The sequence below is a fragment of the Deinococcus cellulosilyticus NBRC 106333 = KACC 11606 genome, from assembly GCF_007990775.1.
GTDB lineage: Bacteria > Deinococcota > Deinococci > Deinococcales > Deinococcaceae > Deinococcus_C > Deinococcus_C cellulosilyticus.
The window spans coordinates 1-24,335 of sequence record NZ_BJXB01000010.1 but is presented as its reverse complement, the minus strand read 5'-3'; the positions used below and the strand labels follow the sequence as shown (position 1 = coordinate 24,335).

General features: G+C 58.5%; 24 protein-coding genes. 13 read left to right on the top strand and 11 right to left on the bottom strand.

All coding sequences use genetic code 11. The features are described from left to right. The first annotated feature begins 68 nt into the window (after positions 1-68). Positions 69-764: a FadR/GntR family transcriptional regulator gene (locus tag DC3_RS12120; RefSeq protein ID WP_146884643.1), complete on the top strand. Its 696-nt coding sequence runs from the start codon at positions 69-71 to the stop codon at positions 762-764. A gap of 19 nt (positions 765-783) precedes the next feature. On the opposite strand, the gene DC3_RS12115 is transcribed toward DC3_RS12120, so the two are convergent. Beyond that, on the bottom strand, positions 784-1,629 hold the full coding sequence (locus DC3_RS12115) for an AfsR/SARP family transcriptional regulator (RefSeq protein WP_146884642.1): 846 nt from the start codon (positions 1,627-1,629) through the stop codon (positions 784-786). Positions 1,630-2,030: 401 nt separating this feature from the next. Between DC3_RS12115 and DC3_RS12110 the strand changes: the two genes are divergently transcribed. Then, a complete protein-coding gene (locus DC3_RS12110; RefSeq protein ID WP_146884641.1) occupies positions 2,031-3,932 on the top strand; it encodes a discoidin domain-containing protein in 1,902 nt (633 codons plus the stop codon). Between the two features lie 55 nt (positions 3,933-3,987). Here DC3_RS12110 and DC3_RS12105 read toward each other — a convergent pair whose 3' ends face one another. Continuing rightward, on the bottom strand, positions 3,988-6,171 hold the full coding sequence (locus DC3_RS12105) for a pectate lyase-like domain-containing protein (RefSeq protein WP_186815989.1): 2,184 nt from the start codon (positions 6,169-6,171) through the stop codon (positions 3,988-3,990). A 582-nt stretch (positions 6,172-6,753) separates the two neighbouring features. Here DC3_RS12105 and DC3_RS12100 point away from each other — a divergent pair. Then, on the top strand, positions 6,754-7,767 hold the full coding sequence (locus DC3_RS12100) for a LacI family DNA-binding transcriptional regulator (RefSeq protein ID WP_146884639.1): 1,014 nt from the start codon (positions 6,754-6,756) through the stop codon (positions 7,765-7,767). 104 nt (positions 7,768-7,871) lie between these two features. Here DC3_RS12100 and DC3_RS12095 read toward each other — a convergent pair whose 3' ends face one another. After that, complete coding sequence (locus tag DC3_RS12095; RefSeq protein WP_146884638.1) at positions 7,872-9,101, bottom strand: polysaccharide deacetylase family protein; 1,230 nt, start codon at positions 9,099-9,101, stop codon at positions 7,872-7,874. 89 nt (positions 9,102-9,190) lie between these two features. Here DC3_RS12095 and DC3_RS12090 point away from each other — a divergent pair, with 89 nt between their 5' ends. Continuing rightward, the gene (locus DC3_RS12090; protein ID WP_186815988.1) at positions 9,191-10,111 is read left to right on the top strand and encodes a 3'-5' exonuclease; all 921 of its coding nucleotides are present in this window, start codon (positions 9,191-9,193) and stop codon (positions 10,109-10,111) included. Positions 10,112-10,125: 14 nt separating this feature from the next. Here the strand turns inward: DC3_RS12090 and DC3_RS12085 are convergent, their stop codons facing one another. Together DC3_RS12085 and DC3_RS12080 are read right to left on the bottom strand one after the other, a co-directional pair. Then, positions 10,126-11,220, bottom strand: a complete 1,095-nt coding sequence (locus DC3_RS12085; RefSeq protein ID WP_146884636.1) for a sensor histidine kinase — start codon at positions 11,218-11,220, stop codon at positions 10,126-10,128. After that, positions 11,217-11,885: a response regulator transcription factor gene (locus DC3_RS12080; RefSeq protein WP_146884635.1), complete on the bottom strand. Its 669-nt coding sequence runs from the start codon at positions 11,883-11,885 to the stop codon at positions 11,217-11,219. Before DC3_RS12080 ends, DC3_RS12085 begins: the two co-directional genes overlap by 4 nt. Before the next feature lie 193 nt (positions 11,886-12,078). Between DC3_RS12080 and DC3_RS12075 the strand changes: the two genes are divergently transcribed. Continuing rightward, positions 12,079-12,651, top strand: a complete 573-nt coding sequence (locus tag DC3_RS12075) for a DUF4256 domain-containing protein (protein WP_146884634.1) — start codon at positions 12,079-12,081, stop codon at positions 12,649-12,651. 93 nt (positions 12,652-12,744) lie between these two features. Next, positions 12,745-13,110 carry a hypothetical protein gene (locus tag DC3_RS12070; RefSeq protein ID WP_146884633.1) on the top strand — a complete coding sequence of 122 codons (366 nt, stop codon included), beginning with the start codon at positions 12,745-12,747 and terminating at the stop codon, positions 13,108-13,110. 164 nt (positions 13,111-13,274) lie between these two features. On the opposite strand, the gene DC3_RS12065 is transcribed toward DC3_RS12070, so the two are convergent. From DC3_RS12065 to DC3_RS12050, 4 genes are all read right to left on the bottom strand, one after another. Beyond that, positions 13,275-13,589 (bottom strand): hypothetical protein, encoded by a 315-nt coding sequence (locus DC3_RS12065; protein WP_146884632.1) that lies wholly within the window; start codon positions 13,587-13,589, stop codon positions 13,275-13,277. Between the two features lie 63 nt (positions 13,590-13,652). Further along, positions 13,653-13,955: a hypothetical protein gene (locus DC3_RS12060; protein WP_146884631.1), complete on the bottom strand. Its 303-nt coding sequence runs from the start codon at positions 13,953-13,955 to the stop codon at positions 13,653-13,655. Further along, the gene (bshA, locus tag DC3_RS12055; protein ID WP_146884630.1) at positions 13,952-15,139 is read right to left on the bottom strand and encodes an N-acetyl-alpha-D-glucosaminyl L-malate synthase BshA; all 1,188 of its coding nucleotides are present in this window, start codon (positions 15,137-15,139) and stop codon (positions 13,952-13,954) included. Before bshA ends, DC3_RS12060 begins: the two co-directional genes overlap by 4 nt. Continuing rightward, the gene (locus tag DC3_RS12050; RefSeq protein WP_146884629.1) at positions 15,139-15,579 is read right to left on the bottom strand and encodes a PRC-barrel domain-containing protein; all 441 of its coding nucleotides are present in this window, start codon (positions 15,577-15,579) and stop codon (positions 15,139-15,141) included. The genes bshA and DC3_RS12050 overlap by 1 nt, the downstream gene beginning before the upstream one ends. Positions 15,580-15,711: 132 nt before the next feature. Here DC3_RS12050 and DC3_RS12045 point away from each other — a divergent pair, with 132 nt between their 5' ends. From DC3_RS12045 to DC3_RS12030, 5 genes are all read left to right on the top strand, one after another. Continuing rightward, entirely contained in the window at positions 15,712-16,383 is a 672-nt protein-coding gene (locus DC3_RS12045; RefSeq protein ID WP_146884845.1) for a response regulator transcription factor, read from the top strand. Then, positions 16,384-17,817 carry a sensor histidine kinase gene (locus DC3_RS12040; RefSeq protein ID WP_146884628.1) on the top strand — a complete coding sequence of 478 codons (1,434 nt, stop codon included), beginning with the start codon at positions 16,384-16,386 and terminating at the stop codon, positions 17,815-17,817. Between the two features lie 164 nt (positions 17,818-17,981). Then, complete coding sequence (locus tag DC3_RS12035) at positions 17,982-19,244, top strand: cation:proton antiporter (RefSeq protein WP_222594755.1); 1,263 nt, start codon at positions 17,982-17,984, stop codon at positions 19,242-19,244. An 85-nt stretch (positions 19,245-19,329) separates the two neighbouring features. Next, positions 19,330-19,503, top strand: a complete 174-nt coding sequence (locus DC3_RS29120; RefSeq protein WP_186815987.1) for a hypothetical protein — start codon at positions 19,330-19,332, stop codon at positions 19,501-19,503. A gap of 63 nt (positions 19,504-19,566) precedes the next feature. Next, a complete protein-coding gene (locus DC3_RS12030) occupies positions 19,567-20,322 on the top strand; it encodes an SDR family NAD(P)-dependent oxidoreductase (protein WP_146884627.1) in 756 nt (251 codons plus the stop codon). 200 nt (positions 20,323-20,522) lie between these two features. Here the strand turns inward: DC3_RS12030 and DC3_RS12025 are convergent, their stop codons facing one another. Further along, positions 20,523-21,347 (bottom strand): MerR family transcriptional regulator, encoded by an 825-nt coding sequence (locus DC3_RS12025; protein WP_186815986.1) that lies wholly within the window; start codon positions 21,345-21,347, stop codon positions 20,523-20,525. Between the two features lie 212 nt (positions 21,348-21,559). Between DC3_RS12025 and arsN2 the strand changes: the two genes are divergently transcribed. Together arsN2 and DC3_RS12015 are read left to right on the top strand one after the other, a co-directional pair. Next, the gene (gene arsN2, locus DC3_RS12020) at positions 21,560-22,423 is read left to right on the top strand and encodes an arsenic resistance N-acetyltransferase ArsN2 (protein ID WP_146884625.1); all 864 of its coding nucleotides are present in this window, start codon (positions 21,560-21,562) and stop codon (positions 22,421-22,423) included. Between the two features lie 4 nt (positions 22,424-22,427). Further along, positions 22,428-22,934, top strand: a complete 507-nt coding sequence (locus tag DC3_RS12015) for an arsinothricin resistance N-acetyltransferase ArsN1 family A (RefSeq protein WP_146884624.1) — start codon at positions 22,428-22,430, stop codon at positions 22,932-22,934. A 48-nt stretch (positions 22,935-22,982) separates the two neighbouring features. Here DC3_RS12015 and DC3_RS12010 read toward each other — a convergent pair. Beyond that, on the bottom strand, positions 22,983-24,335 hold a 1,353-nt coding region (locus tag DC3_RS12010; RefSeq protein WP_307724740.1), incomplete at its 5' end, for a GH1 family beta-glucosidase.

Below are 24,335 nucleotides of genomic sequence, written 5' to 3'. Positions count from 1 at the left end.
ATCATCAGAACGTAGGCCTGGCCCAAAATTGTGCCCAACCCTCTCCTCAACCTGCAAAGAAGCTGACCATGCCATTTGATCCCCCTTTCGAACCCCTCGCACGACAGCATCTGGGAGAGTCTGTTGCCCAGAAGATGGCCGACTGGATTCAGCAGAAACGCCTGCTTCCAGGTGACCGTCTGCCCAGTGAAAACGAACTCATTGAACGCTTCGGGGTGGCCCGCACCGTCATCCGCGAAGCCATTGCCAAATTGCGTGCCCTGGGCATCGTCGAGGTGTACCAGGGCAAAGGGGCTTTCGTTGCGGAACTTCCCATCGAGCTGCTGCTTTCCCGCATCCGCAGGCTGAAACCCAGCCGGGATGGCGGCCAGCACCTCTGGGAGGTGCGTGAGATGCTGGAACTGCAGGTGGTGGCCCTGGCCACCGAACGCTGCTCCATGACCGACATCGCTACGCTGGAACAGGCCCTGGAGCAGGAAAGAAAAGCCCTGGAACAGGGATCAAACGGCGCAGATGAAGATGCCCACTTTCACCTGTTGCTGGCCAAATCCACCCACAACCCTGTGCTGGAAGACATCGTTGCTGAGATCCTGGGCTGGATTGCCCCGATGCGCAAACAATTTCGCGACAAACACCCGGAACGCCGCCAGCAGGCCCATGCCGAACTCAGGGAAGTTCTGGACGGCATCAAAGAAGGGGACGCGCTGAAAGCCCAGCAGGCCATGAAGCGGCATCTGGACAGTGGTTTTGACATGCTGGAGTAGGTGCCCGAAAAGCCGTCGCTCATCCCATCGAGGTGAACCTCTGCCCCTCCAGAAGCGCCTCACACAGCGTGCGGGTCTCTGCACTGGGTTCCAGCCCCAACTCCGTTTTCAGCGCACGGGAGAACTGCAGGTAATGGCGCACGGCCTGGTCCCTGCTTCCTGTCACCTGAGCAAGCCTGATGTAGTGCTGCAAAGCCTGTTCCGAAAGTGGATCGTGTTGCAGCACATCTCCCAGCAAATGCAGGGCTTCTTGTTCCAGACCTCTGGCTCCGAGTGCTCTGGCCTGTTCACTGCTGACCTGCAACCACTCGGTGTGCAGCCTGTCCCGTTCCAGTTCCAGCCAGCTGTCGTATTCTTCGAGGTCAGCAGGATGCAGCCCCTGCAGCAATGTGCCTCTGTGATGGGCAAGGGCCTCTTCCCATAAGCCCACCCGCACGCAGCGGCGGAATTCGTGCAGGTCACTGCCACTTTTCCAGCGGAGGCAATCCACTTCAACTTCCAGGGTGGTGGTCCATTTCAGGCTGTAAATCCTCTGCAGGAGTTGCCTGAGGCTGTGTCTGGCTTTTGAGTGCTCAGCGTCGGGCCACAGCAAAGCGCAGAGTTCTTCCCGGCTGACCCAGCGGTCCTGTGCAGCCAGAAAAGTGAGCAGCCACAGTGCTTTTTCGGGCTTCAGCAGTCGGCTTCTCTTGCCATGTTGAATGCATGGTGTCCCCAGCAGGTGAACCTGCACGGTTCGATGGGTGACAGAGGTGGATTTGCGTCCCATGAATTCCTTTCGTTCAATGGATTCGGAGTGCCCTTCGCTGGGAAAAGCAGAGATGAGAGCAAGACCGACCTGGGGATAACCCTGAGTCGGCAGTGACATCTTTCAGCAGTGACACGAGGAGTTTAGCGCTAAAATTTTTTCAGAAAAGTGCTTTTGCCACCTTTCAAACAGCGGCTTTTCATTGACGCCTGTTTGACGCCCTGACTTTATACTTCTGAAAAACCAAACAGGGCAACCTTCCAGAGGCAGGGTTTTTCTGCTTGCTGGAAGACCAACAAGGAGGACCCCCACCCGAGACTGCATCCTGCTCCCTCCGGGATGAGGGCCTGTGGAAGCGGCCATCCACAGGCTTTCTCCTGGATCTGATCAGGTGCAAAGCATCTGTCAGACCCAATTCCAGACGTAGAGTTGTTTCCCACCAGTGTCCACCCTTCACTTTCAGGCACCCCCACTCCCATGGGGTGCCTGATCCTGTCCTGAGACTCAAAAAGAGGTGAAAGATGCTTCCAAAACGTTTTCAAACTGCACTTCCTGTGGCCCTCGCCCTCATTCTTGGAGCGTGCAGCCAGCAAACCCCCTCCATGCCGACCTCACTGGTCCAGAAGCAGGCTGTGAACCTTGCGCTGGGCAAACCCACCAGTGCCAGCACGTTTGAGAACCCCACAGCCTTCAAATCTGGCAATGCAGTGGATGGTGTGCTGGACAGCCGCTGGGCAAGTGCCTTCCAGCAGGACAACCAGTGGCTGTCCGTGGACCTCGGGGCTGTGCAGGACCTCGGTGAAGTGCAGGTGTTCTGGGAAGCGGCCTACGCCACCAGTTACCGCATTGACCTCTCAGACGATGGCACCACCTGGAGAAATGGGGTAAAAACCGTCAGCAAAACCAGCAACACCGACGGGGTGGCAGACAAAATCACCCTGCCCGCCGGAACACGTGCCCGCTTTGTGCGGGTGTGGGGCCTGACCCGCGCTCTTGCGCCATATGGTTACTCCATAAGGGAGCTGCAGGTTTTTGCCCCAACAAACGGTCTTCCCACCGGACCCACTGTGCTGATTTCCGACAACCAGAAACTGTATGCCTCCACCACCCAGGACCGTGGGGTGGACCCCAGCTTTGCCGGGGATGGCAACCTCTCCACCCGCTGGGCCAGTGGCATCGCCCAGAAAGCCTGGCTGATGATGGACCTCGGGGCTGCCACCCGCATTGACCGGGTGGAACTCAACTGGGAAACCGCCTGGTCCAGCCAGTACACCCTTGAGGTCTCCAATGACCGCCAGAACTGGACGGTGGTGAGCACCCAGACCAATCCTCAGGTGATCGACGGTCAGACGCCCAGGCCTCCTGCCTCCGAGTACACCGATGTGGTCACGCTGAATTTGCAACAGGCCTACCGGTACATCCGGGTGAATTCCGCAAAACGGGGCTGGTCTGCTGGAGATGGCAGCCAGTGGGGCATCTCCCTGTACGAGTTCAGGGTGTACGGGGCAGGTGGAGCAGACAACCCTCCCCTGATCCCTGAGCCCACCCCCACAGGCAGCACCTGGACCCAGGTCTGGGCCGATGAATTCGACAGCAACGCCACCCCGGTAAAAGTGAACACCACAAACTGGAACTACGAAATCGGGGATGGCTGCGCCCAGGGCATTTGCGGCTGGGGCAACGGAGAGAGGCAGTATTACACCGACAGCCTTTCAAACGTCTTCCAGCAAAACGGCCTGCTGAACATCGTGTTGCGCAAAAACGACCAGGGCAGGGCTTACACCTCGGGCCGCATCACCACGGCAGGCAAGAAGGAATTCCTCTATGGCCGCATCCAGGCCCGCATCAAGATGAACATGCCCACCACCGCAAACGGAGCAAAAGACGGCGCAGTCGGGGTGTGGGGGGCTTTCTGGATGCTGGGCTTTGATGTGAACGACCCCTACCAGGGCTGGCCCAACGCAGGCGAAATCGACATCATGGAGAACATCGGGTACTCCTGGTGGCACAGTTCCTCCCTGCACGGCCCCGGATACTACGGTGGGGGCAGCATCGGGGAATCCTACAACAAGGTGGACACCGCGGGTGGCATTGCTGCCGGGAACTTCCCCAACTTCCGGGCCACCGACTGGCACGATTATGAAGTCGAATGGGACAACACCAAAGTGCTCTTCAAACTGGACAACCAGGTGTACCGCACCATCCTGAGAAGCGAAGTGGAATCCCGGGGGTACTGGGTCTTCAACCGACCCAATTTCATCCTGCTGAACGTGGCTTACGATGGGGCCTACCCTGCCGCCTACCGCAACAACCCCCAGAACTTCACCGGGGCGAAGACCGCAGAAGGGCTTGCTGTTCTTGCAGAAAACAACATGCCCCACAGCATGCAGGTGGATTACGTGCGGGTGTTTCAGAAGAAGTAGACCCTTCACAGCAAGAAAGCCCGGAAGGCGTGTTCCTTCCGGGCTTTCTGCATTCTCAGGGGAAGTGGGTGACGGTGCTGGGGGTGGTGTTGGTGGGGGTGGGGGCTCCAGTGGTGTTGATCACCCGGTCAATGGTGCCCATGTTGCCAATGGAGACCGTGACCAGACTGTGCATCTTCACCCCTGCCACATTCGGAACCTCAAAAGAGCGGGCCACATGCATCTGGGGGAACACGTTGAAGAAGGCGTAACTGCCCAGACCCCAGGCTTCGTGGGTGGTCACCGTGTCAGCCACCTTGTAAGCGGCGTAACCCAGGTCATCGGTTCTCCAGGCACTCTGGTTCGGTGGGTCGTAAGGGAGTTCGTTCTGGAAGAAGATGGTGCGGCCTCCCTGCCCGGCCCAGTAGGTCTGGTACTTCTGGTAGTGCTCCACAAAGAGTCCGGTGGCCAGCACGTTGTTCCCAAACACCACCAGTCCGGTGTCTGCGGTGTTCACCGTCCAGCCCACAGTTCCACTGTTGCCGTGGTCTGCGCGCCAGGCCCAGATGTGGTCGATCAATGTGTTGTCGCTGTTGATGAAGAAGCTGTCTTTGGCCTTTCCGGCAACATACCCACCAATCCGCACGAACACATCCTGCAAGCTGGTCGGGTTGGCGGCGTGGTTGATGTGGGAGCCCCACTCGCCCACCGTGATCAGTTGCTGGCTGATCACGGGACCTGCGTCTACCATGAGTCCTGCAAGCCTGACCCCGTCCACATCACTGACCTCAATTGCGTTGACCCCTCCGTCGGGGATCAGGGTGGGGAGCCCGATGCCCAGAAGCACGGTGTTGGGACGGGTGACTTTCAGGGTCTGTGAGAGGCGGTAAATTCCAGGGGTGAAAAACAGGTGCAGCCCCTGAGACAGGGCCTGATTGAGGGTGGCTGTGGAGTCGGAGGGTTTCGCCACATAAAAGTCGCGCAGCGGAATCGAACTTCCCGGCGTGTTGGGCCAGGAGATGCTGGAGGTGTTCTGGCGCAGGGCAGGCAGGAACACCCGGTACTTGCCTGCACCATCCACATACAGGAAGGGTTTTTCCCGTGAAATGGGGGTGGTGGGCAGGGTGGTGATGCGTGGGTTGGGGAAGCTGTTGGCCGGTGCCCCCGTCACGCCAGAAAACACCATGTTCCAGTTCGATCCATTCCAGCTGTTCATGCGGGTGTCGCGGGTGTACCACTGCTGCTGGATGCCTGCCTCGACGGTGCCATCAATGCGGGTGTCTGCAATGAATCCACCACTGCCGTACCCCGGGGGCATGGAGGGCCTGAGGTCCAGTCCGGTCTTCACATGCATGCGCCGGAAGGGAGCGGCCTGAGACACCGCCCAGCGGTTCAGTCCGGAGGGGGTCTGAATGGTGAAGTTCTCGGCGGCCCGCCAGAAGTTCTGGGTGGCGTTTCCGGACCCGGTGAAGGTGTCCACGGTGACGTAACCATTCAGGGTCACATCGTTCGGGTTGAGGCCCAGTCCGGCAATGGTGGTGTTGTAGCCCACGTTGATGCTGTTGTTGTAGGTTCCGGGACTGAACAAAATGGCGTCTCTGCGGGTCCCGAAGTTGTTGAATTTCTGGGCATTGAACACCTCGTCCAGTTTGCTCTGGATGGTGCCAGCGGAGGTGCTTGGACCAAAGATGTGCACGTTGGAACCGAAATTCGGGGTGTCGGAGGTGGGCAGGGTGACGTTGCTGCGGGTGATCTGGAACCAGTTGAGGTTGCCAATGTCCACGCCACTCGTGCTGGTGAACACCAGATAAAGGTTGTGCACCCCGCTCACACTGCTTGCACGGGTGCTGAAGGTGCCCCAGGTCTGCCATCCTCCGGTGGGGTGCACGGTGACTTCAGCAATTTTGGTGCCGGTGGTGCTGCCCAGTCGAAATTCGATTTTACCACTCACCCCTGCAGCAGCCCCGGAAGCCAGCCGCACGTCAATCAGGGGGGTGTTGCTGGTGCCAAAGTCCACGTTGTTGAACACCAGATGGTCTCCGTTGCCAATGAAACCCACATTCTGGCCTCCGCCGGTGTCGGTGGTGGTTTCCAGCTGGGTGCCTCCCTGACCGGAGTGGCTTTCGGCCTGCCATAGGGTGTAGGCGGTGGCCTGCTGGTGGGGGGTCCCTGGGGGGTGCTGCAGTGCAGTGTTGCAGCCAGAAAGGGCCAGCAGTCCAGTCAGCAGCAAGCGTTTGAGGCGAGGCGCATTTTGAATCACAGCTTTCTCCTTGGATGTGGGATGGATTGCAGGGGAACGGGTTGTCCAGCCTTTCCGATCTGCAAACACCAGAGCCACCACCTGAGGCCGGGCAGGAAGTGACGGTGTGAAGTCCAGCAGCAAATGTAAACGTGTTCGTTTCCGGCTGCAGAAAAAATGCATGTCAGAGCAGCAGCCTGAGAAACGACAGTCCCATCAGGTCAACAGGTGTTTCTGGAGGATGCACCTGTGACACTGAAGCACATTTCAGTTGGAATGCAGATCAGAAAGGGAAGGAACGTCTTCACTGTAGCTGTAAACGCATACACTTGTCAACCCTGATGGATCAGGTGTGCAAATCAGCTTTCCCATCCCCAAATCCAGCAAAACACCACCCCTGAACAAGCAGAAAAAAGCAGAATTCGGAACCTTCCATCTGCCAATGTTTCACTGGCCCGGTCCAACATGTTCCCATGCCATCACAGGCCAGAAGACCAGAAATCTGCTTTCTGGACAGATGATGCCTCTGTGTTTGCAGCTGAACACGTTTACACCTACAATGAAACCTGCAGATGCAGCACATCACCCGAAAGCAGGCAAGGCATGGCACCTTTCATCACCGTTAAAGACGTCGCCCGTGAAGCCGGAGTGTCCACCGCCACCGTTTCCCGGGTGCTGAACAACACCGGTCCTGTCGGACCGGAGACCCGCACCCGCATTGAAGCCGCCATTGAACAACTGGGATACCACCCGAATGTGGTGGCCCAGGAACTGGTGCGCGGACGGTCATCGGTGGTTGGTGTGCTCACCCAGCACAATTCCACACCATTTTATGGAGACATCCTGAGTGGCATCACCGACGGGCTGCAGGGCACCGCCTACCAGCCCCTGTTCGCTCACGGGTTCTGGTCTTCCGAAAAAGAACACGCTGCCCTCAAACTGCTGATCTCACGCAGGGTGGACGCCCTGATTGTGCTGGCCGGAGAAATTCCTGACCTTGACCTGCTTGGCCTCTCAGAAAGGATTCCGCTGGTGGTGGTGGCCCGTGTGGTCAAAGGCCTCGAAAAACGCTGCCTGCGGGCCGACAACGTGCAGGGGGGTCACCTTGCCACCAGACACCTGCTGGACCTCGGGCACCGCCGCATCGTGCACATCACCGGACACCTGCACTCTCCCCTGCAACTGGATGCCCATGACCGCCTGCAAGGCTACCGAAAAGCCCTGCAAGAAGCAGGAGTGGACCCCCGACCCGAGTGGGTGGTGGAGGGGGATTTCACCGAAGCATCCGGCCACCGGGCCATTGTGAGCCTCTTGCAACAGGAGGTGCAATTCAGCGCAGTCTTTGCGGCCAACGACCAGATGGCCTACGGGGCCAGACTTGCCCTGCAGCAACACGGCCTGCAGGTGCCAGAAGCTGTCTCCCTGGTGGGCTACGACGACCTGACCATGTCTGGCTACACCCTGCCCCCCCTGACCACCGTCCGCCAACCCGCAGTCAAAATGGGCAAGGCAGCGGCACGGCTGGTCCTCAGCGTGCTGAACAAAACCCGCGCCACCCTCCCAGCGTTTACAAATGAACTGATTGTGCGGCAATCCACCAGCAAACGGCCCTTCTGAAGTGGGGCTGGGAGGCCAAAGCAGAAATGTTGATGGCAGTTCGTGCTGAGAAAGACAGCCTGCTCTTGAACCCAGAGGCACACCTGACGCTCGCTGTGAAATGTTCACTGTGAGGGATAAACTTTTCGCTTTGTTCCAGACATCAGTTCTCCCAGAGGCACCAGGGCAATGCCCCGCTGTTTTGCTTTCTGGATCAGTTGCCCAATGCTGAGGATGGTGTCCTGGGCGTTGTCGTGCAAGAGGACGATGCCGCCAGGGTGCAGGTCGCGCAGGAAGCGCTTTTCCAGTTCAACAGCACCCAGATTGTCCACATCGGAGGGATCATTGGTCCAGAAGGCCATGGTCAGGTTCAGTTTTTTCAGAAGCATCAGCATCTCAAGGGAATACCAGCCTCCCGGAGGACGGAAATACACCATTTTCTGTCCAGTGAGTTCCCGCACAAGCTGGTTGGTGCCCACAATTTCATCCTCAAGCTGTTCAATGGTGAGGTCACTCGCCCGGATGTGGTGGTACGTGTGGTTGCCGATCTCATGGCCGTCTTTCACCAGGTCACGCAGAAAGTACGGGTAGGCAAAAACGTTGCGCCCCACCACAAAGAAGGTCGCCCGGGTGCGGTTCATGCGCAGGGAGTCCAGCAGCAACGGGGCATAAATCGGGTGAACGGCATCATCAAAGGTGAGGGCGGCCTGCTTGACCCCGGGATTGCCGTGCAGCACAATACCGTCCACCGTTTCCCCGCTTCGCCGGGCTTTCCTCTGGGCGATCAACTGGCGAATCAACTGGGCGACCGTGCCCTGAAACAGGGGGGCCCTCTCCCGATCCCGGGTGGCCTGCACCTCCCCACCTGCCACCAGAGCAGGCTCTTTTGCCTCTGAGGCCAGCCACACCCGCTCATAAGTCCTGATGTTTGCTGCAGAAAGGGCCAGAAACTCTTTCAGACGGGCACGGGGCACAGAAGCCGTCAACAATGGAGCCGGACCTCCAAATCCCCGGAAGTTCTCCCTGGCATGAATGCTGATGTCCACCTCGTTCAGTTGCAGACGGGCGTTCAGGGTGGCTTTCGCCACCTGCTGGGCCAGTTTGAGCAGCTGGGGGGTTCTGCTGTCTTGCGGCACCAGCACCAGCGCCCCCGCCACTTCAATGTGTCCATTCCCGAAGTACTGGATTTTCTTCACCCCTGCAATGGCAGGTTTCAGCACCAGTTCTGGAAGTTTTGCAGCAGGCCGATGTCCCGGAGAGGAGGGCTGGGCTGCACTCAGGGATTCGATGGTGGAAGAGGCCAGCACAGGAGAGGCTCCGAGCAGCAGAAGCACAGGGACAACACGCAACATCATGCTACGACTGTAGCGGAATGGAGTGAAAGGACCAAGCGCATTGAAACTTCTGCAACTGCTTGTTGGACCATCCCATGCTAGAACAGGCCATGAAGCGCTCCCTCCCCCATTACCGCCACTGGAACCAGGTGCCCGAGGACCTCGCCACCAAAACCGAACTGGGAAAAGAAGGGCTGCAACCCGGAGGGGCTCCCGTGGCAACCATGTCACACGGGGCAAGGAACAGGCAACCTGTGGAACTTTTTTCCCGCAGCGAGGCGGTCCCGAAACGCAAACCCTCTGAACGGGAACTGGGCATCTTGCTTGCCGCCGGAGAACGCCGCAGCACCACCGAAGCACAGCAGCTCTCCAATCAGGTGGAGGAGTGGCAGCAGGCCACCCTGCGGGAACTGCAGGAGCTGGCCCTGCTGCCCCCGGAATCCTGGGTCACCCTGGACACCGAAACCACCGATCTTGTGGGTGAAGCCATCAGCATCAGCGTGGTGTCCGGCACGGGTGAGGTGCTGTTCAACCAGTTGATCCGGCCCACCACTCCCATTCAGGAAAGTGCCTTTGAGGTGCATGGCATCTCAATGCAGATGCTGGAGGACGAACCCACCTTCGCCGAAGTTTATCCAGAGCTTCAAAAAGCCCTGCAGGGAAAGGGGGTTCTGGCCTTCAATGCGGATTTTGACCGCAGCACCCTGCTGCGCACCCAGAAGCGAAATGGCGTTTCGAGAAAGGATTTCCAGCTGCCCCGAAGCTGGCACTGCCTGATGCTGGCCAGTTCGGCCCTGTTTGGCAAGCCCGAGCCATCTGGCAGCACATTGCAGGATTTCCGTTACCTGTCTCTGCACAAATCCAGGCAGGCCGTGGCCCGGGTGCTCAACCGGAAGCTGAAGCCCTACCCTGCACACACTAGCCTGGGAGATGCAGTCGCCACCCGAGAACTGGCCCTGATGCTGTTCGAGTACGCCAGGAGGACGAAGAGCCCGACTGACCCTCAGGGTGACTTGCCCGGTGCCAACTGAGGACTTCTGCACGATCAGGTCTTCTTTCCCGGTTCGGCAGCAGGCAGGGTGAACCAGAATTCTGTGTGTCCAGGACGAGACTGCACCCCCACCTCTCCCCCCATCAGGTCAATCAGGCCCCGCACGATGGTGAGGCCCACCCCACTGCCCCCTTCCCGGCGGCTGCGGTCTGCATCCACACGGTAAAAACGGTCAAAGATCCGCCCGATGTGCCCCTCAGGGATGCCCTCTCCGGTGTCCTGCACCGTGAACCTCACCTGTTTTCCCTGTCGGAGGGCACCCACCTGCACCTTCCCACCTGTGGGCGTGTGCCTGAGGGCATTGGACAGCAAATTGTTCAGCACCTGGGAAACCCTGTCACGGTCTGCATGCACCTGCAGCAGAGGGATGTGCACCTGCAGGTCCACCCCACGGTCCTCAAAGACCAGACGGAAACGCTCCTGCACCTCCTCCAGTATTCCTGACACATCCACAGCAGTGAGGTGCAGGTCCACCTTGCCCGCCTCCACTTTTGACACCAGCGAGAGGTCCTGCACCAGACGCTCCATGTGAGACACCTCCCTGAGGATCTGGGAGGCGACCAGTTCACGGTCCATCACCCCATCCAGCAGGCCTTCAGAGTAACCCCGCAGGGATGAAAGGGGGGTTCTCAGGTCGTGGGCCACATGGGTGATCATCTCGATGCGGGCCTTCTCCACCCCTTCGAGGGCAGAGGCCATGCGGTTGAAATTGCGGGCCAGCAGGGACAGTTCATCCTGGCCTGTTTCTGGCAGGCGCAAACCGTACTGGCCTGAACTGATCGCCTGACTTCCCTGGGAAAGGTGCTGCACGGACTGCACAATCCGCCGCATCAGAAGGTGGGTGGTGAGCAAGCCGACGCCCACAGCAACAGGCAGGGCAAAGAGGATTGCAGAGGTGACGGTGTTGCGAAAACCCTGCTCCAGCTGGTGGTGCATGCCTTCTCCCCCGGCCCCAAAGGACACCACCATCTGGCGGATGTGCTCCTGGTAGAAAGCGGGAGCCACCAGTTCAGCCACGACGAAGACCGCCACCAGTCCCACCAGGCTCACCAGCAGGTGGGTGAAAAAGAGCCTGGGGTACAGTTTCACTCCTGCTCCCTGAGGCGGTACCCCACTCCGCGCACGGTCTCAATGAAGGTCGGATTTTCAGGATCATCGTGCAGTTTCTTGCGCAGGTTTTTCACATGCACATCCACCACCCGGTCCATTTCTGGAAAGTCACTGCCCCACACGCGCCCCAGCAACCGGTCCCGGGTCCAGACCATTCCAGGTGTGCTCAGGAAGGCAGAGAGCAGGTCAAATTCCAGCTTTGAGAGCTGCACCTCCTGCCCATCCAGCCACACCTGATGGGACTGCGGTTTCACCATCAGGGCACCAAGAATGATCTCTTCTTTGATGCCAGCCCGGCGCAGCAGGGCCCGCACCCTCGCTGTCACCTCACGGGGGGAGAAGGGCTTGACCACATAATCGTCTGCTCCAGCATCCAGACCCTGCAGTTTGTCCCCCTCATCTCCCCTGGCAGTCAGCAGGAGCATGGGCTTCACGCAGCCCTGACCCCGCAGGATCTCGATCACCTGCAGACCACTCACTTCGGGCATCATCCAGTCGATGATCAGCAGGTCCGCTTCACCTTCAAGGTGCAGGCCTGCAGTTCCATTCAGGGCCTGCAACACAGTGTGCCCATCCCGCTCCAGGTACATGGAGAGGATCTGGTGGATGTTGGGATCATCGTCCATGATCAAAATGCGTGCCATTGTCCCTCCTCAACAAAGCTTTTCCCAGGTCTCTTTGGCATCCTTCTTGTGCAAGCATACCGCCCTGAAGGTCTCATTGCCCTTCCTCTGAAGCATCTGAGAACGAGGCAGACGGAACGTCCCAGGATGGTCAGGATAACGAAACCCTGTGAAGGTTGCGTAAAGCTTCCTGCCACAGTGGTAACATGACAAAATGCCTGATTCAGACAGCAATCAAAGAGCACTGTCACCTGAGCAGCAGGACCTGCTCCGCACCTTGAAAGCCCGTTTCGAGAAAAACCACAAGCGCCACCCCAGCCTGAACTGGAGTGACATCCAGACCCGACTGGAAGAGCGCCCTGAGAAACTCTGGTCCCTGCAGGAAATGGAAGACAGCGGTGGAGAACCCGATGTGGTCGGTCAGGACCCTGAAACAGGAGCGTACATTTTCTTTGATTGCGCTGCAGAAACCCCGAAGGGCCGCAGAAGCATCTGTTATGACCGGGAAGGCCTGGAATCCAGAAAAGAAGCCAGACCCCACAACAGCGCACTGGAGATGGCCAACAGCATGGGCATCGAGCTCCTCAGCGAGGAGGAGTACCGTCATTTGCAAACCCTGGGCGAGTTTGACCTCAAAACCTCAAGCTGGGTGAAAACCCCCACAGACATCCGCAGTCTGGGAGGGGCACTTTTTGGAGACCGCCGTTACAACCACGTTTTTGTGTACCACAATGGGGCATCCTCTTATTATGCGAGCAGGGGGTTCAGAGGTTCACTGAGGGTCTGAGCAGAAACTGCACTTCTGAACCAGATCCAGGAAGAGCCCGTGCATCAGCAAATCCTAAGCTTCAGGCTTTAGAGTGTTGGACCTGAGGCTGGAATGTCTGCTGCAGAAAACCCCATCCACCATTTTTACGATGTCAGTGCAGGTGCAGCACAGGACCTGCTGCGTCTGGCCCACCTGTCCTTCGAGTTTGGTTCTCGAAACGCCCTGTACCGCACAGATGAACTCAAAGCTGCCCTGCAGGCGCTCTCTGCAGGTCCAGCACCGCAGGAAGATGAAACGGTGGACCTGATCGAAGCCCTGCTCTTGCAGGCGGCCAGAAGCCAGCATTACCAGCTGTGCATCCTGCAGAAACTGGGCTCGCCTGATTCAGGGTGGGTTTGCCTGATTCCAGATGGGGATTTCGATCAATTGCAGCTTGTGGTCCAGAAACACCGCCTGTGCAGCGACACCTTGGAATGACAGGGCACTGCACCTCTGAGCAACCCAAAATTTTGATCTGGATCAAAACATAAGCAAATCTTCAGGAAAGCCTGCCAGAGGATGTGCTAAACTTTTTTCGCTCTGGAATGAGCTACCCAGCTGCCCCAAATGGGGCAGTTTTTCTTTTCTGAGATGGAAAAGGGCTACCCAACCTGCTGTTCTGGAAGCACAGGTCTGGGGGCAAAGAATTCATTGATGCCCTGACAGTCTGCCCTCTGCAGTGCACCCAGCAGGCACTCGCAGCGCGTCTGAAAGACCCGACAGGGCTCCTGAATGGTTACGGCGAGGCCTTCCAGATGGCTGGTTTCTCCGGTCAGGAAGACCGTGGTGGTGTCTCTGGTGTGACCGGGTGACAGGTGGGTGATGTCCCGGATGCGCAGCGTCTTGATGCGACCCTCGCGGGTCACCACCAGCACAAAGTCCCTGCTGCTCTGTTTTGGCAAGGAAGATTCTGACATGTTGATCCTCCTGCGTGGACAGACCGCACCGTGTCCACGCACCTTCTCCTCCGGGGTGAAAGTTCAGCTGAGGGCCAGGGGGCGCAGCACCGGGGAGATGTCCACAAAGCCGTTTCCCATGATCAGGTCCCGGTGAACCTCCACAAATCCGGTGATGCTTTTCAGGTTGCCATGCAGGGACAGCACGTGCTCCACGGGAGAGGCATGCAGGTTCTGGTGGTGTTCAGGCAGTTTCACCGGAACGAGCGGCAGTTCCACCGGGAATCCACTGCTGCGGGCGTGCTGCACCAGCGTGCGAAATGCACTTTCGGCTTCACAGGCGGTCAGGTAGATGGTGAGCAGAAAAGGTCCATTTGATTCGGTCATGCGTCCTCCAGATGGGGCCAGGGGTGGGCCGGAATCTCCTGCCACAAACCTGCCTCTCCGACCCGCTGGTTGAGGGTGGGGGAAACCAGACCCTGAAAAATGCGCAGGTACTCCCTGACGGAGCGTTCTTCAGAGAAACGCTGGCTGCGTTTGCAGGCGGCTCTGCGCATCGTGCGGCAGGCGTCACGGTCTGCCAGAATGTCCAGCACTGCTGCCGCCATGCCTTCCACATCCCCGACGGGCCTCAGGACCCCGCTTGATCCATGCACCACCACTTCCGGGAGTCCTCCAGTGTGGGAGGCCACCACCGGGACCCCGCAGGCCATGGCTTCCAGTGCAATGAGCCCGAAGGATTCGCTTTCGCTGGGCAGGAGCAACAGGTCGGCGTCTTGCAGGTGCTGCTCGATGTGAGGGGTGGAGGCGAGGAATTCGATGTGCTGAGAAATGCCGAGCTCACAGGCCAGGGCCATGCAGGCTGCCCGGTCCGGTCCTTCTCCGACCATGCGGAGTTTCACCGTGCGGTGTTTTAAAACCTCATGCACAATCCAGATCACGTCTCTGGTGCGTTTGATGGGGCGGAAGTTGGAGGCGTGCACCAGCACCGGGAAATCATTCATGGGGTCTTCCTGGAACCAGAAACGGCCTTCGGGCACCCAGTTGGGAATCACATGGATCGGCTTGAAGTGGCTGAGGTCAAAAATGCGTCTGGCCTCCTGGGCCAGGCTGTTGGACACTGCCGTGAGGGCATCGGACTGTTCCAGGCTGTACCTGAGGGTGGCTTTCAGGGCCGGGTGCTGCCCGAGCAGGGTCACGTCGGTGCCGTGCAGGGTGGTCACCACCCGGAAACGCTGTCCAGCAATCTCCCGGGCGAACACGGCACTCGGAGCGAAAGGAATGGCGTAATGCACGTTCACCAGGTCAATCGGATACTGGTAACTGAGTTGCACCAGCTGGTTGACTGTGGAGAGCGAAAACAGGTTCCCCGGCAGCACCGGATGGCTGACCGTTTCAATCGGGTGAAAAAGCAGCCTGTCTTGCAGGTCCTGCGGGATCTCCAGCCGAAAAGGTTTCTGGTCGGAAAGCACATGCACCGTCATGCCCCGTCTGGCCAGAGACAGGGCAAGTTCGCTGGTCACCACCCCGGAGCCTCCGAGGGTGGAATGGCAGAGCAGGGCGATGTGCATCACTGCCCCCGGAAAGGACTGAGTGCCGCAGACATCATGGGGGTGACCACCGGAACGTGGGGATGGAATTTGATCTTGTAGTACATCACGTAACCGGTCTGCCCATCAAAAGAAATGTCCTCAATGGTGCCGATTTCCCGGCCTTCAAAATCCAGCCAGGGTTTGCCGATCACCTGGTATTCTTCCGCCAGGGCCTGCAGGCGCGGCAGTTTGATGAGCGGCACCACATCGTCGCTGGATTGCACATAACCCCTGTGTTCACTGTGGTACATCAGGGCATCAAAAAGCACGGCCTCCTGGGTGTGGAAGGCCTCCGAGCGCACCAGATAGGCGATCACCCGCCCGAGTTGATGGTTGATGACCACATCCACCACACTGCCGATTTTTCGGTGGGGGGTGTGAATTTCCCCCATCTCCATCAATGTTTTTACGGTCAGCATCTGAACCTCCAGTGACGCCATCATAGGCAGGCAAACTGGCTTCCACCTTCGAGAAAGCTTAGGGAAAGCTGAGTGAAGGCATCTGAAGGAAATGTTCACAGTTTTCATGAGCCAGCGGTGCACCAATGGGACATGCCCAAGGTTCTGGTGGTGGACGACGATCCACGCATGCTGATGATGCTGCGGCGTGGTCTGGCCTTCGAAGGTTACCCGGTGCTGGAAGCCCAGTCCGGCACGGAAGCCCTGGAGAAATTGCGCGATCATGACGTGGACCTCTTGATTCTGGACATCATGATGCCCGACCTCTCAGGTCTCGAGGTCCTGAGGAAGGTGCGGACCGCTGGAGAAACGCTCCCGGTGATTCTGCTCACTGCCCGGGACAAACCCCAGGAGCACGTGCAGGGGCTGGAATCCGGCGCAGATGATTACATCACCAAACCGTTCTCTTTTGATGTGCTCCTTGCCCGGGTCAGGTTGATCCTGCGCAAGAGAACCCCGGAAACCTCCGAGTTGCGTTACGCCGATCTGGTCCTGGATTTGCAAAGGCATCAGGTGTGCAGGGGGCAAAGGGTGCTGCACCTGACCCCTCTGGAGTTCAAGTTGGTGCAGACCCTCCTGGAAAACCCTGAGCGGGTGTTCTCCAAGCCGATGCTGCTCGACCGGGTGTGGGGCATGGAGTATTTTGGCGATGTCAACGTGGTGGAGGTGGTGATCAGTGGCCTGAGGCAGAAACTCGAACAGGGAGGAGAAAGCCGCCTGATCCAGACCATTCGCGGTGCAGGGTACATCCTCCGGGAGGACTGAGTGCTGATCCGTGAGCGGCTCTCGTTGTGGTACGGTGGCCTGTGCGGTCTCTTGCTGCTGGCCCTGTCCCTGCTGGCTTACGGCTTTTACGTGAAAAGCCAGTACCAGGACGTGGACCGGGTGCTGATCCTCACTGGAAACCATGTTGCTGCAGGCATCCGTGCTGCAGACCGCTCTTACGTGCTGGATGCCGACAGCAATGGGGTCGCCATCCGGCTGTATTTTCCAGATGGTCGCCTCCGTCAGGCTTCCGAAAGCGGCCAGGACCTGCCTGCCACCGACCCGACTTTGCCCCTTGAGCGGCCCACCCGGCCGCTGATGCCCCTGTGGATTCGGTTGCTGCCCACACTGGACAGTCCGGTGCCTCTGCCAGACCATGCGGCTTTCGGCACCGTGCGCATTGAGGGGGAACGCTGGCGCAGGTACGTGGTGCGCCTCGAAAGGCAAGGAAAGGTGGCCGGTTACCTGGAAACCCTGAGTCCACTGGGGCACCTTGACACGGCCACCCAGGCCCTGCTCAGGGTTTTGCTGACCCTCACGGTGGTGCTGGCCGTGGTGGCAGCGGTGCTGGCGTGGATGGTGGCTGGCATGGCCCTCAGGCCCATCACCCGCCTGACCCGCACTGCAGACCACATTGCCCACTCCCAGGACCTGTCCCAGCGGGTGGAACGCTTTCCCCTGCGCGATGAACTTGGCATTCTGGCCCGCACCCTCAACCACATGATCGAAAGCCTGGAGCAGGCTGTACGCGCCCAGCGGCACTTTTTCGCCGACGCTTCCCACGAACTGCGCACCCCGATCACCATCGTGCGAGGCAACCTGGAACTGATCCGGCGTTACCCCACCATGCTGCCCCACGAACGGGAAGACATCCTGCATGATGCAGAACTGGAGATGTCAAGGCTTGGACGGCTGGTGGAGGACCTGCTGATTCTGGCGAAAAAAGATGCGGGCATTGAACTGGTCCATGAGAAAGTGAATTACTCCGAGGTGGTGCTGCAGGCCTTCCGGGACGCCCAGCAGCTCAGGACCGGGCAGGACCTGCAGCTTGAATCCAGCGATGACCTGTGGGTGGAAGGAGACCCAAACCGCCTGAAGCAACTCCTGCTGATCTTGCTGGACAACGCCCTGGTTTACACCCCTGCAGGGGGCACCGTCACTGTACGCACCCGACTGCACAACAATGAGGTTCTGACTGAAGTGGAAGACACTGGCATGGGCATTCCGGCAGAGGACCTGCCTCACATTTTTGACCGTTTTTACCGCTCAGCAACAGCAAAACAGCAAAACCCCAGTGGCAGTGGTCTGGGACTGACCATTGCCCGCTGGCTGACCGAGCAGCATGGGGGCACCATCGCTGCAAAAAGCGCAGGGCAGTCCGGCACCTGCATCTCCCTGATCCTGCCTGTTCTCGGTTCAGGGCCACAGTCCTGAACTTCCCGGATTCTGATTGGCACCTGCACCCTTGAAAAGGGAGGGGGTTTTCCGTAACCTGAGGTCGTAAATGTGCCGAAAGGCGGAGACCCACCTCCATACGTGGGCCTGGCGGAGACTGTTTCAAACAAGCAGTCTCCGTCTCGTTTTGAAAGGAGCATCAAATGAAAATCTTCAGAAGCAGCATCCGCAGTGTTCATTCCCCACCCCGCATGCTGCCCCTCCTCGCCCTGATGGGAGGAGGGAGTGCCCTTGCTGCAGGAAATGCAGAAGTCACCGGGTTGCTGCTCCAGCTGTTCTATCTGGTGCTGGCTGCACAGGTGGGGTCCTGGCTGTTTGCAAAACTGGGCCTGCCCCGGGTGGTGGGCCAGGTGGCTGCGGGTGTGGTGGTCGGTCCCAGCCTGCTGAGCGTGGTGGGCGAGAGTGTGACCATGGAAGCCCTGGCAGAAATTGGAGCCATCTTTCTGATGTTCATGGTGGGCCTGGAGACCCGCTTCAAGGACCTGCTGCAGGTGGGCAAAGAAGCCCTGATGGTGGCCCTTCTGGGGATCATCCTGCCCATGGTGGGAGGATACTTTTTCGGGGTGCAGCAGGGCCATGGGAACATTGAAAGCCTCTTCATTGCCACCACCCTGGTGGCGACCAGCGTCGGCATCACCGCCAAGGTATTGCAGGAAATGGGCGTGCTGGACCGCAAATTCGCCCAGATCATCCTGGGGGCCGCTGTGATCGATGACATCCTGGGCCTGACCATTCTGGCGGTGGTTTCCGGTCTGGGCAAAGGAGGAGAAATCTCCATGCTGGGCGTCCTCACCACCCTGGGAATCAGTGTGGGTTTTGTGGTGGCGGTCCTGCTCATCGGCATTCCGCTGCTCAGACGCTTTCAAAGCAAACTCAACAACCTCCCCCTGGCCAACAGTTTTGGCATGGCCGTGGTGGTGGGTCTTGGGCTTGCTGCCCTGTCCAGTCTGGCTGGACTTGCCCCGATCATTGGGGCCTTCCTGGCCGGAATGGTCCTGGCAGAAGTGAAAGACGAACACACCTTTGAAAGCAAGGTTCATGCCCTCGAAGACTTCCTCGCACCTGTGTTCTTCGCCATGGTGGGGGTCAAACTGGACCTGGCAGCACTCGGAAGCCCTTCGGTGCTGACTGCTGGTGGAATCCTCACCGTGATTGCAGTCATCACCAAACTGGTGGGGGGGTTTACAGGTGCACTGTCCCAGGGCCGCAAACAGGCCCTTCTGGTGGGGCTTGGCATGGTGCCTCGCGGTGAGGTCGGCCTGATTGTGGCAGGCATCGGTCTGTCTTATGGAGTCATCCAGAAGGATGTTTTCGCTCAGGTGATCGTGATGGTGCTCCTGACCACTGTGCTGGCCCCAATTGCGCTCAGGATTCTGCTGGGGAAAGACACGCCTGCTCCGGCCTGATCTCTGTTTAGACTGGGTACGGATTTTGAAACGTTTTCACCTGTCAGCCCAGATGGGATAGCATGAGATGACATGAGGATTACAAATGAATGAATGGTTGAGCAATCCCTGGTTGTTGATTTTGACCTGTGTGCTGGTCGGTGCAGGCCTCCCCGGACTGGTGATCATGTACCTCAGGTACCGCAGTGACCCGCAGGTGGTCCAGAGGGCCAAACGCCGCAGGCGCAAACGCCGCAGACGGTCTTCCTATCAGGAGTAACCCTTCAGAAGGCAGGGATGTTCCCTGCCTTTCTTCCTGTAGATTGATCTGCAAGGAGGAAAAATGAAAATTGACCTGACCGGAAAAACCGCACTGGTCACCGGAGGCTCCGGGCAACTGGGCAGGGTGATGTGCCTGACCCTCGCACAGTGCGGAGCAGATGTGGTGGTGCACTTTCACCGCAATGCTCAGGAAGCAGAACGGGTGGTGCAGGCCATTCGTGCCCTGGGCCGCCGCAGCATGGCCGTGCAGGCGGATGTCACCGTTAAAGCAGAAGTGGATGCCATGAAAACCCTGATTGAGGCCGAAATGGGACCTGTGGACATCATGGTCAACAATGCCGTGATCCAGTACCGCTGGACCCGGGTGCTTGAGCAACCCCTTGAAGATTATGACAGCCAGTACCGTTCTTGCATTCTGCACAACGTCCTCATGGCCCAGGCTTTTGTTCCTGGCATGGTTGAAAGGGGGCACGGCAGGGTCATCGGCATCAACACCGAGTGCGCCATGCAAAACGACCCCGGACAGGGCGCTTACGTTGCCGGGAAACGCGGGATGGATGGGGTGCTGCGGGTGCTGGCGAAGGAAGTGGGAGAGCACCAGATCACGGTCAATCAGGTGGCACCTGGATGGACCATCAGTGAGGACCATCCTGAGTCTGAAGCTTCTCTGGGTTACCGTGAGAAAGTGCCGATGAAGCGCAGGGGCACCGATCAGGACATCGCAAATCTGGTGGCTTTTCTGGCCTCGGACCTTGCCGGGTTCATCACCGGACAGTACATTTCGGTGTCGGGCGGCAATGTGATGCCCACCATCTGAGTCTAAATTCTTGCATTTTCAGAGCCCTGTAAATTGAGTGACCACCCTGTCAATAAGGGAAATCCCCTAGAAGTGCTATGCTGGGATCAGGCGTCTAAAACCACCAGAAGGAGAATCCTTTGCTTCAATCAGACGCCTGACCTCAAAAACCCACTCCACCTCTGTGTCATGCAGAGGTGGAGTGTTTTTCATGGTGGTCCTCAGTCGTGGTAGGGAAAGGCCAGATCAAAAGCCTCCTCGTGGTCTGCCACGGTGGACCAGTCTGCAAAGTAGACTTCACGGCTGCCCAGGATGGGGACTTTCCCCTGCTCCTGCAACCAGCGTTGGCCGGCATCGTAGGCCTGCATGAGGACTGCAGGCTGGCACTGCTCCTTGCGCAGGCGGATGTAGGCCTCCTGGTGGGGGGGTTCATGTTTCAGGCTGATGCCCTCTCCCGGAAGGAGGGACCCCACAAAAGGAACACAGACCTCCATGGAGCCTTTCGCGTCCCTGGATGGTCCCTCATGGCAGATGGTCCAGTCGATCTCTCTGGCCTCCACCTGCTGCTGTTCAAGAAACCTGCGGATCTTTGCAATGCTGCTCGAAATGAATCCCGGAGCTTCATGGGCATACACCTGTCCACTCAGGGTCGCCACGTACTCTCCATCCACCTGTCTTGTGTGCACTTCAAACATTTCGCCTCCCTGGGCTTCGAACAGCGAATGCAGGTACTGTGCAAAAGCACGGTGCTGCACATGCTGCTTCTCCCGGTGAACCCACAGATCGTTCAGGTCCTGCAGGGGGTCCGTGCTGTCGAGCAGAAGCTGGATGCGGTCCATGCTCACCTCCATCATCCGCAGCACCTGAATGATGCGGGCATCCCGCAACTGGGATGGGGCATAAAACCGGTAGCGGTTCTCGGGATGGATGTGCACAGGAAGCAAGAGACCGTAGTCCTCGTACACCCGCAGAGCCTTGCGGGACAGACCGGACACCCTGGAAAAATCACCTGCAGTCAGCAAACTTGAAACATCTATGGGGTTCACAGGATTCACCTTACAGGTGGCCCAAAGGGCGAGGTCAAGGGAAGCATGCCTCCATTGTGCCAGAACACAGCTGGGCTCAGCGCGGTGACCCCTTCGCTCAAGTGCCCAACCAGCAGATTTGCTTTGATGGTCAACATTTTGCCATTGACAGATTGCCTCCATGGGTCTAACTTGGAGAAGATGGTTGTCAATCACAACCGTCTGGAGGCATCATGGTGATCCGACCCGTCACACCCCAGGACTGGCCTGAAATTGAACATCTGTTGCGGGAACCGCAGCTGCCTTTGCAGGGAGCCAGGGACCACCTCTCCACCTTTGTGGTGGTGACCGAAGATGAAAGTCTGCTTGCTGTGGGTGGGCTGGAAGTGTATCCCCCTGTGGCCCTGCTGCGTTCGGTGGCCGTGGCACCAGAGCATCAGGGAAAAGGATGGGGCAAAGCGCTCTTCAATCGACTTGTCGAGCTGGCCAGGACCCACAACTGCTCAGACCTGTACCTGCTCACCACCACCGCAGCGGGTTACTTTTCCAGGCAGGGGTTCCAGACCATACCCAGATCTGAACTGCCTGCCGCTCTCTCTGCATCACAGGAATTGCAAGGGGCATGCCCTGATTCTGCCCTTGCCATGCACCTGAAGCTCACCCCTCACTTTCCTGCAGCAGACCTGCTCAGACAGGTGACCCGGTTGCATCACCAGTTGCAACAGCAGACCATCAGCTGTGCCGGATCGGAGAGCCTCACCCGCTGTCATGTCATCAGCGAACTGGGCAAAGCCGGACGCCTGACCCTGATGGACCTGGTGGCCCGACTGAAACTGGACAAGGCCTGGCTGTCTCGCAATGTGGATGGACTCCTGAGAGACGGAAAGGTGGTCAAAACCAGACACCCCACCGACCGCCGGGCCAGCTGGATTGAGCTGACTGCAGCAGGGAACCAGCACCTGCAGCAATTGAATTCGGCACTGGATGCCCAGACGGCCCGGGTGTTGCAGCACATCCCTGAAGAACAGCATCAGGCCATCTTTGAAGCCCTGAGCACCTTGCACGTTGCCCTTCACACCGAATTCCAGAAAGGATGATCCCATGACTTCAACCTCTGCCATTTCCAGCCGTCTCGCCACCCGGGCAGATGCGGAGAGCATCGCACGCATTTACAACCAGGGCATTGCAGACCGCACAGCCACCTTCGAGACCCGCCCCCGAACAGTGACCGATGTGGAAAGCTGGTTTGATGGGCACCATCCGATTGTGGTGGTGGAAGTGGAGGGTACCGTGCAGGCTTTTGCCTCCACCTCCACGTATCGACCCAGAGAATGCTATGCGGGCATTGCAGAATTCAGTGTTTATGTTGCACGTGAAACACGGGGACAGAAGCTCGGAGAAGTGGCCATGCAGGCCCTGATCGCTGAAAGTGAAAAAGCCGGGTTCTGGAAACTGCTCTCCAGGGTCTTTCCAGAGAACCAGGCCAGCCTGAAAATGCTCTCCCGATTGGAATTCCGGGAAGTGGGCACCTACATCAAGCACGGTCAGCTTGAGGGGGTCTGGAAAGACGTGGTGATTGTGGAGAGGTTGCTGGAAAAAAACCTCTGATGTGAAACATCCCCCTTGGGTGTCAAGGGGGATGAATTTGTTTACCCCTCAGGGGACAACAGGAACCCTGAGGAAGTCACGGTACCATTCACCGGAGCGTTTGAGGGTGCGGGTCAAAGTTTGAAAATCCACATGCACGAGTCCAAAGCGTTTGTCGTACCCCTCGGCCCACTCAAAGTTGTCCAGCAAACTCCAGGCAAAGTAACCTTCCAGCGGAATGCCTTTTTTGAGCACATCCAAAGAGGCCTGCAGGTGCCGCTCGAAGAAACGGCGACGGTCTTCATCCTGCACCACCCCACCCACCATCTCGTCCTGGTAGGTGGCCCCGTTCTCGGTGATGAAAAGTTTCTTTGGCTGGTACTCTTCATGCACACGGGTCAGGAGGGCAGTGAGGCCCTCAGGGAAGACCTCCCAGTCAAAGTAGGTTCTTTCCACCCCATCAAGGTGCACTTCCCGCACATCGAAAAGCCCTTCACCCGGAGCATGCTGCACCACTTCCCGGAAGTAGTAATTGACCCCCAGGAAATCCAGTTCTGCACTGATGGTCTGCAGGTCACCCTCCTGCACATCTGGCACGCTGGCTCCATACCTTTCCCAGGTGTCCTGCGGGTAACCCCTGCCATAAAGTGGATCAAGGTACCAGCGGTTGCGGAAACCATCGTGGCGTCTGGCAGCTTCCAGATCCTCAGGCTGATCTGTGAAGGGGTACACCGGGTGCAGGCTGAGGGTGATGCCCACCTGCGCGTCTTGAGCACTGTTCTGGCGCAGAACCGGCACTGCCAGACCATGGGAGAGGTAAACGTGGTGTAGGGTCTGCAGGGCAGCTTTCAGGTCACGAATGCCGGGGGCGTGTGCGCCATACAGGTGGCCCAGCATGGCCGTGCAGAACGGCTCGTTGTGGGTGATCCAGTGTTTTACCCGGTCTCCCAGGCGCTCAGACACCACAGCAGCATAATCTGCAAAGTGGAAGGCGGTTTCGCGGTTGACCCAGCCACCGGTGTCCTGCAACGCCTGCGGAAGGTCCCAGTGGTACAGGGTCACAAAGGGATCAAGTCCCCTTTGCAAGAGTCCATCGACCAGACGGTCATAGAACTCCAGCCCTTTTGCATTGACCGTGCCTTTTCCAGCAGGCAGCACGCGGGGCCAGGAAATGGAGAACCGGTAACTGTTGAGCCCCAGGTCCTGCATCAGGTTGAGGTCCTGTTCCCACAGGTGGTAGTGGTCGCAGGCCACATCTCCGGTGTCCCCTCCTTTGACCTTGCCTGGCGTGTGAGAGAAGGTGTCCCAGATGGATTTGCCTTTGCCGTCTGTATCAGCGGCACCTTCGATCTGGTAACTGGAGGTGGCAGAGCCCCAGCGGAAGTGGGCAGGAAAGTGGTTGCGGCTGAGTGTCATGTTGTG

Excerpts from the sequence above, each read along its gene's own strand:
- DC3_RS12060 (WP_146884631.1), bottom strand. The coding sequence starts at position 13,955 with ATGACCGAATCAAATGGACCTTTTCTGCTCACCATCTACCTGACCGCC.
- DC3_RS12035 (WP_222594755.1), top strand. The coding sequence starts at position 17,982 with ATGAAAATCTTCAGAAGCAGCATCCGCAGTGTTCATTCCCCACCCCGC.
- arsN2 (WP_146884625.1), top strand. The coding sequence starts at position 21,560 with ATGGTGATCCGACCCGTCACACCCCAGGACTGGCCTGAAATTGAACAT.
- DC3_RS12065 (WP_146884632.1), bottom strand. The coding sequence starts at position 13,589 with ATGTCAGAATCTTCCTTGCCAAAACAGAGCAGCAGGGACTTTGTGCTG.
- DC3_RS12050 (WP_146884629.1), bottom strand. The coding sequence starts at position 15,579 with ATGCTGACCGTAAAAACATTGATGGAGATGGGGGAAATTCACACCCCC.
- DC3_RS12030 (WP_146884627.1), top strand. The coding sequence starts at position 19,567 with ATGAAAATTGACCTGACCGGAAAAACCGCACTGGTCACCGGAGGCTCC.
- DC3_RS12075 (WP_146884634.1), top strand. The coding sequence starts at position 12,079 with ATGCCTGATTCAGACAGCAATCAAAGAGCACTGTCACCTGAGCAGCAG.
- DC3_RS12015 (WP_146884624.1), top strand. The coding sequence starts at position 22,428 with ATGACTTCAACCTCTGCCATTTCCAGCCGTCTCGCCACCCGGGCAGAT.
- DC3_RS12095 (WP_146884638.1), bottom strand. The coding sequence starts at position 9,101 with ATGATGTTGCGTGTTGTCCCTGTGCTTCTGCTGCTCGGAGCCTCTCCT.
- DC3_RS12115 (WP_146884642.1), bottom strand. The coding sequence starts at position 1,629 with ATGTCACTGCCGACTCAGGGTTATCCCCAGGTCGGTCTTGCTCTCATC.
- DC3_RS12045 (WP_146884845.1), top strand. The coding sequence starts at position 15,712 with ATGCCCAAGGTTCTGGTGGTGGACGACGATCCACGCATGCTGATGATG.
- DC3_RS12110 (WP_146884641.1), top strand. The coding sequence starts at position 2,031 with ATGCTTCCAAAACGTTTTCAAACTGCACTTCCTGTGGCCCTCGCCCTC.
- DC3_RS12100 (WP_146884639.1), top strand. The coding sequence starts at position 6,754 with ATGGCACCTTTCATCACCGTTAAAGACGTCGCCCGTGAAGCCGGAGTG.
- DC3_RS29120 (WP_186815987.1), top strand. The coding sequence starts at position 19,330 with ATGAATGAATGGTTGAGCAATCCCTGGTTGTTGATTTTGACCTGTGTG.
- DC3_RS12080 (WP_146884635.1), bottom strand. The coding sequence starts at position 11,885 with ATGGCACGCATTTTGATCATGGACGATGATCCCAACATCCACCAGATC.
- DC3_RS12120 (WP_146884643.1), top strand. The coding sequence starts at position 69 with ATGCCATTTGATCCCCCTTTCGAACCCCTCGCACGACAGCATCTGGGA.
- bshA (WP_146884630.1), bottom strand. The coding sequence starts at position 15,139 with ATGCACATCGCCCTGCTCTGCCATTCCACCCTCGGAGGCTCCGGGGTG.
- DC3_RS12070 (WP_146884633.1), top strand. The coding sequence starts at position 12,745 with ATGTCTGCTGCAGAAAACCCCATCCACCATTTTTACGATGTCAGTGCA.
- DC3_RS12090 (WP_186815988.1), top strand. The coding sequence starts at position 9,191 with ATGAAGCGCTCCCTCCCCCATTACCGCCACTGGAACCAGGTGCCCGAG.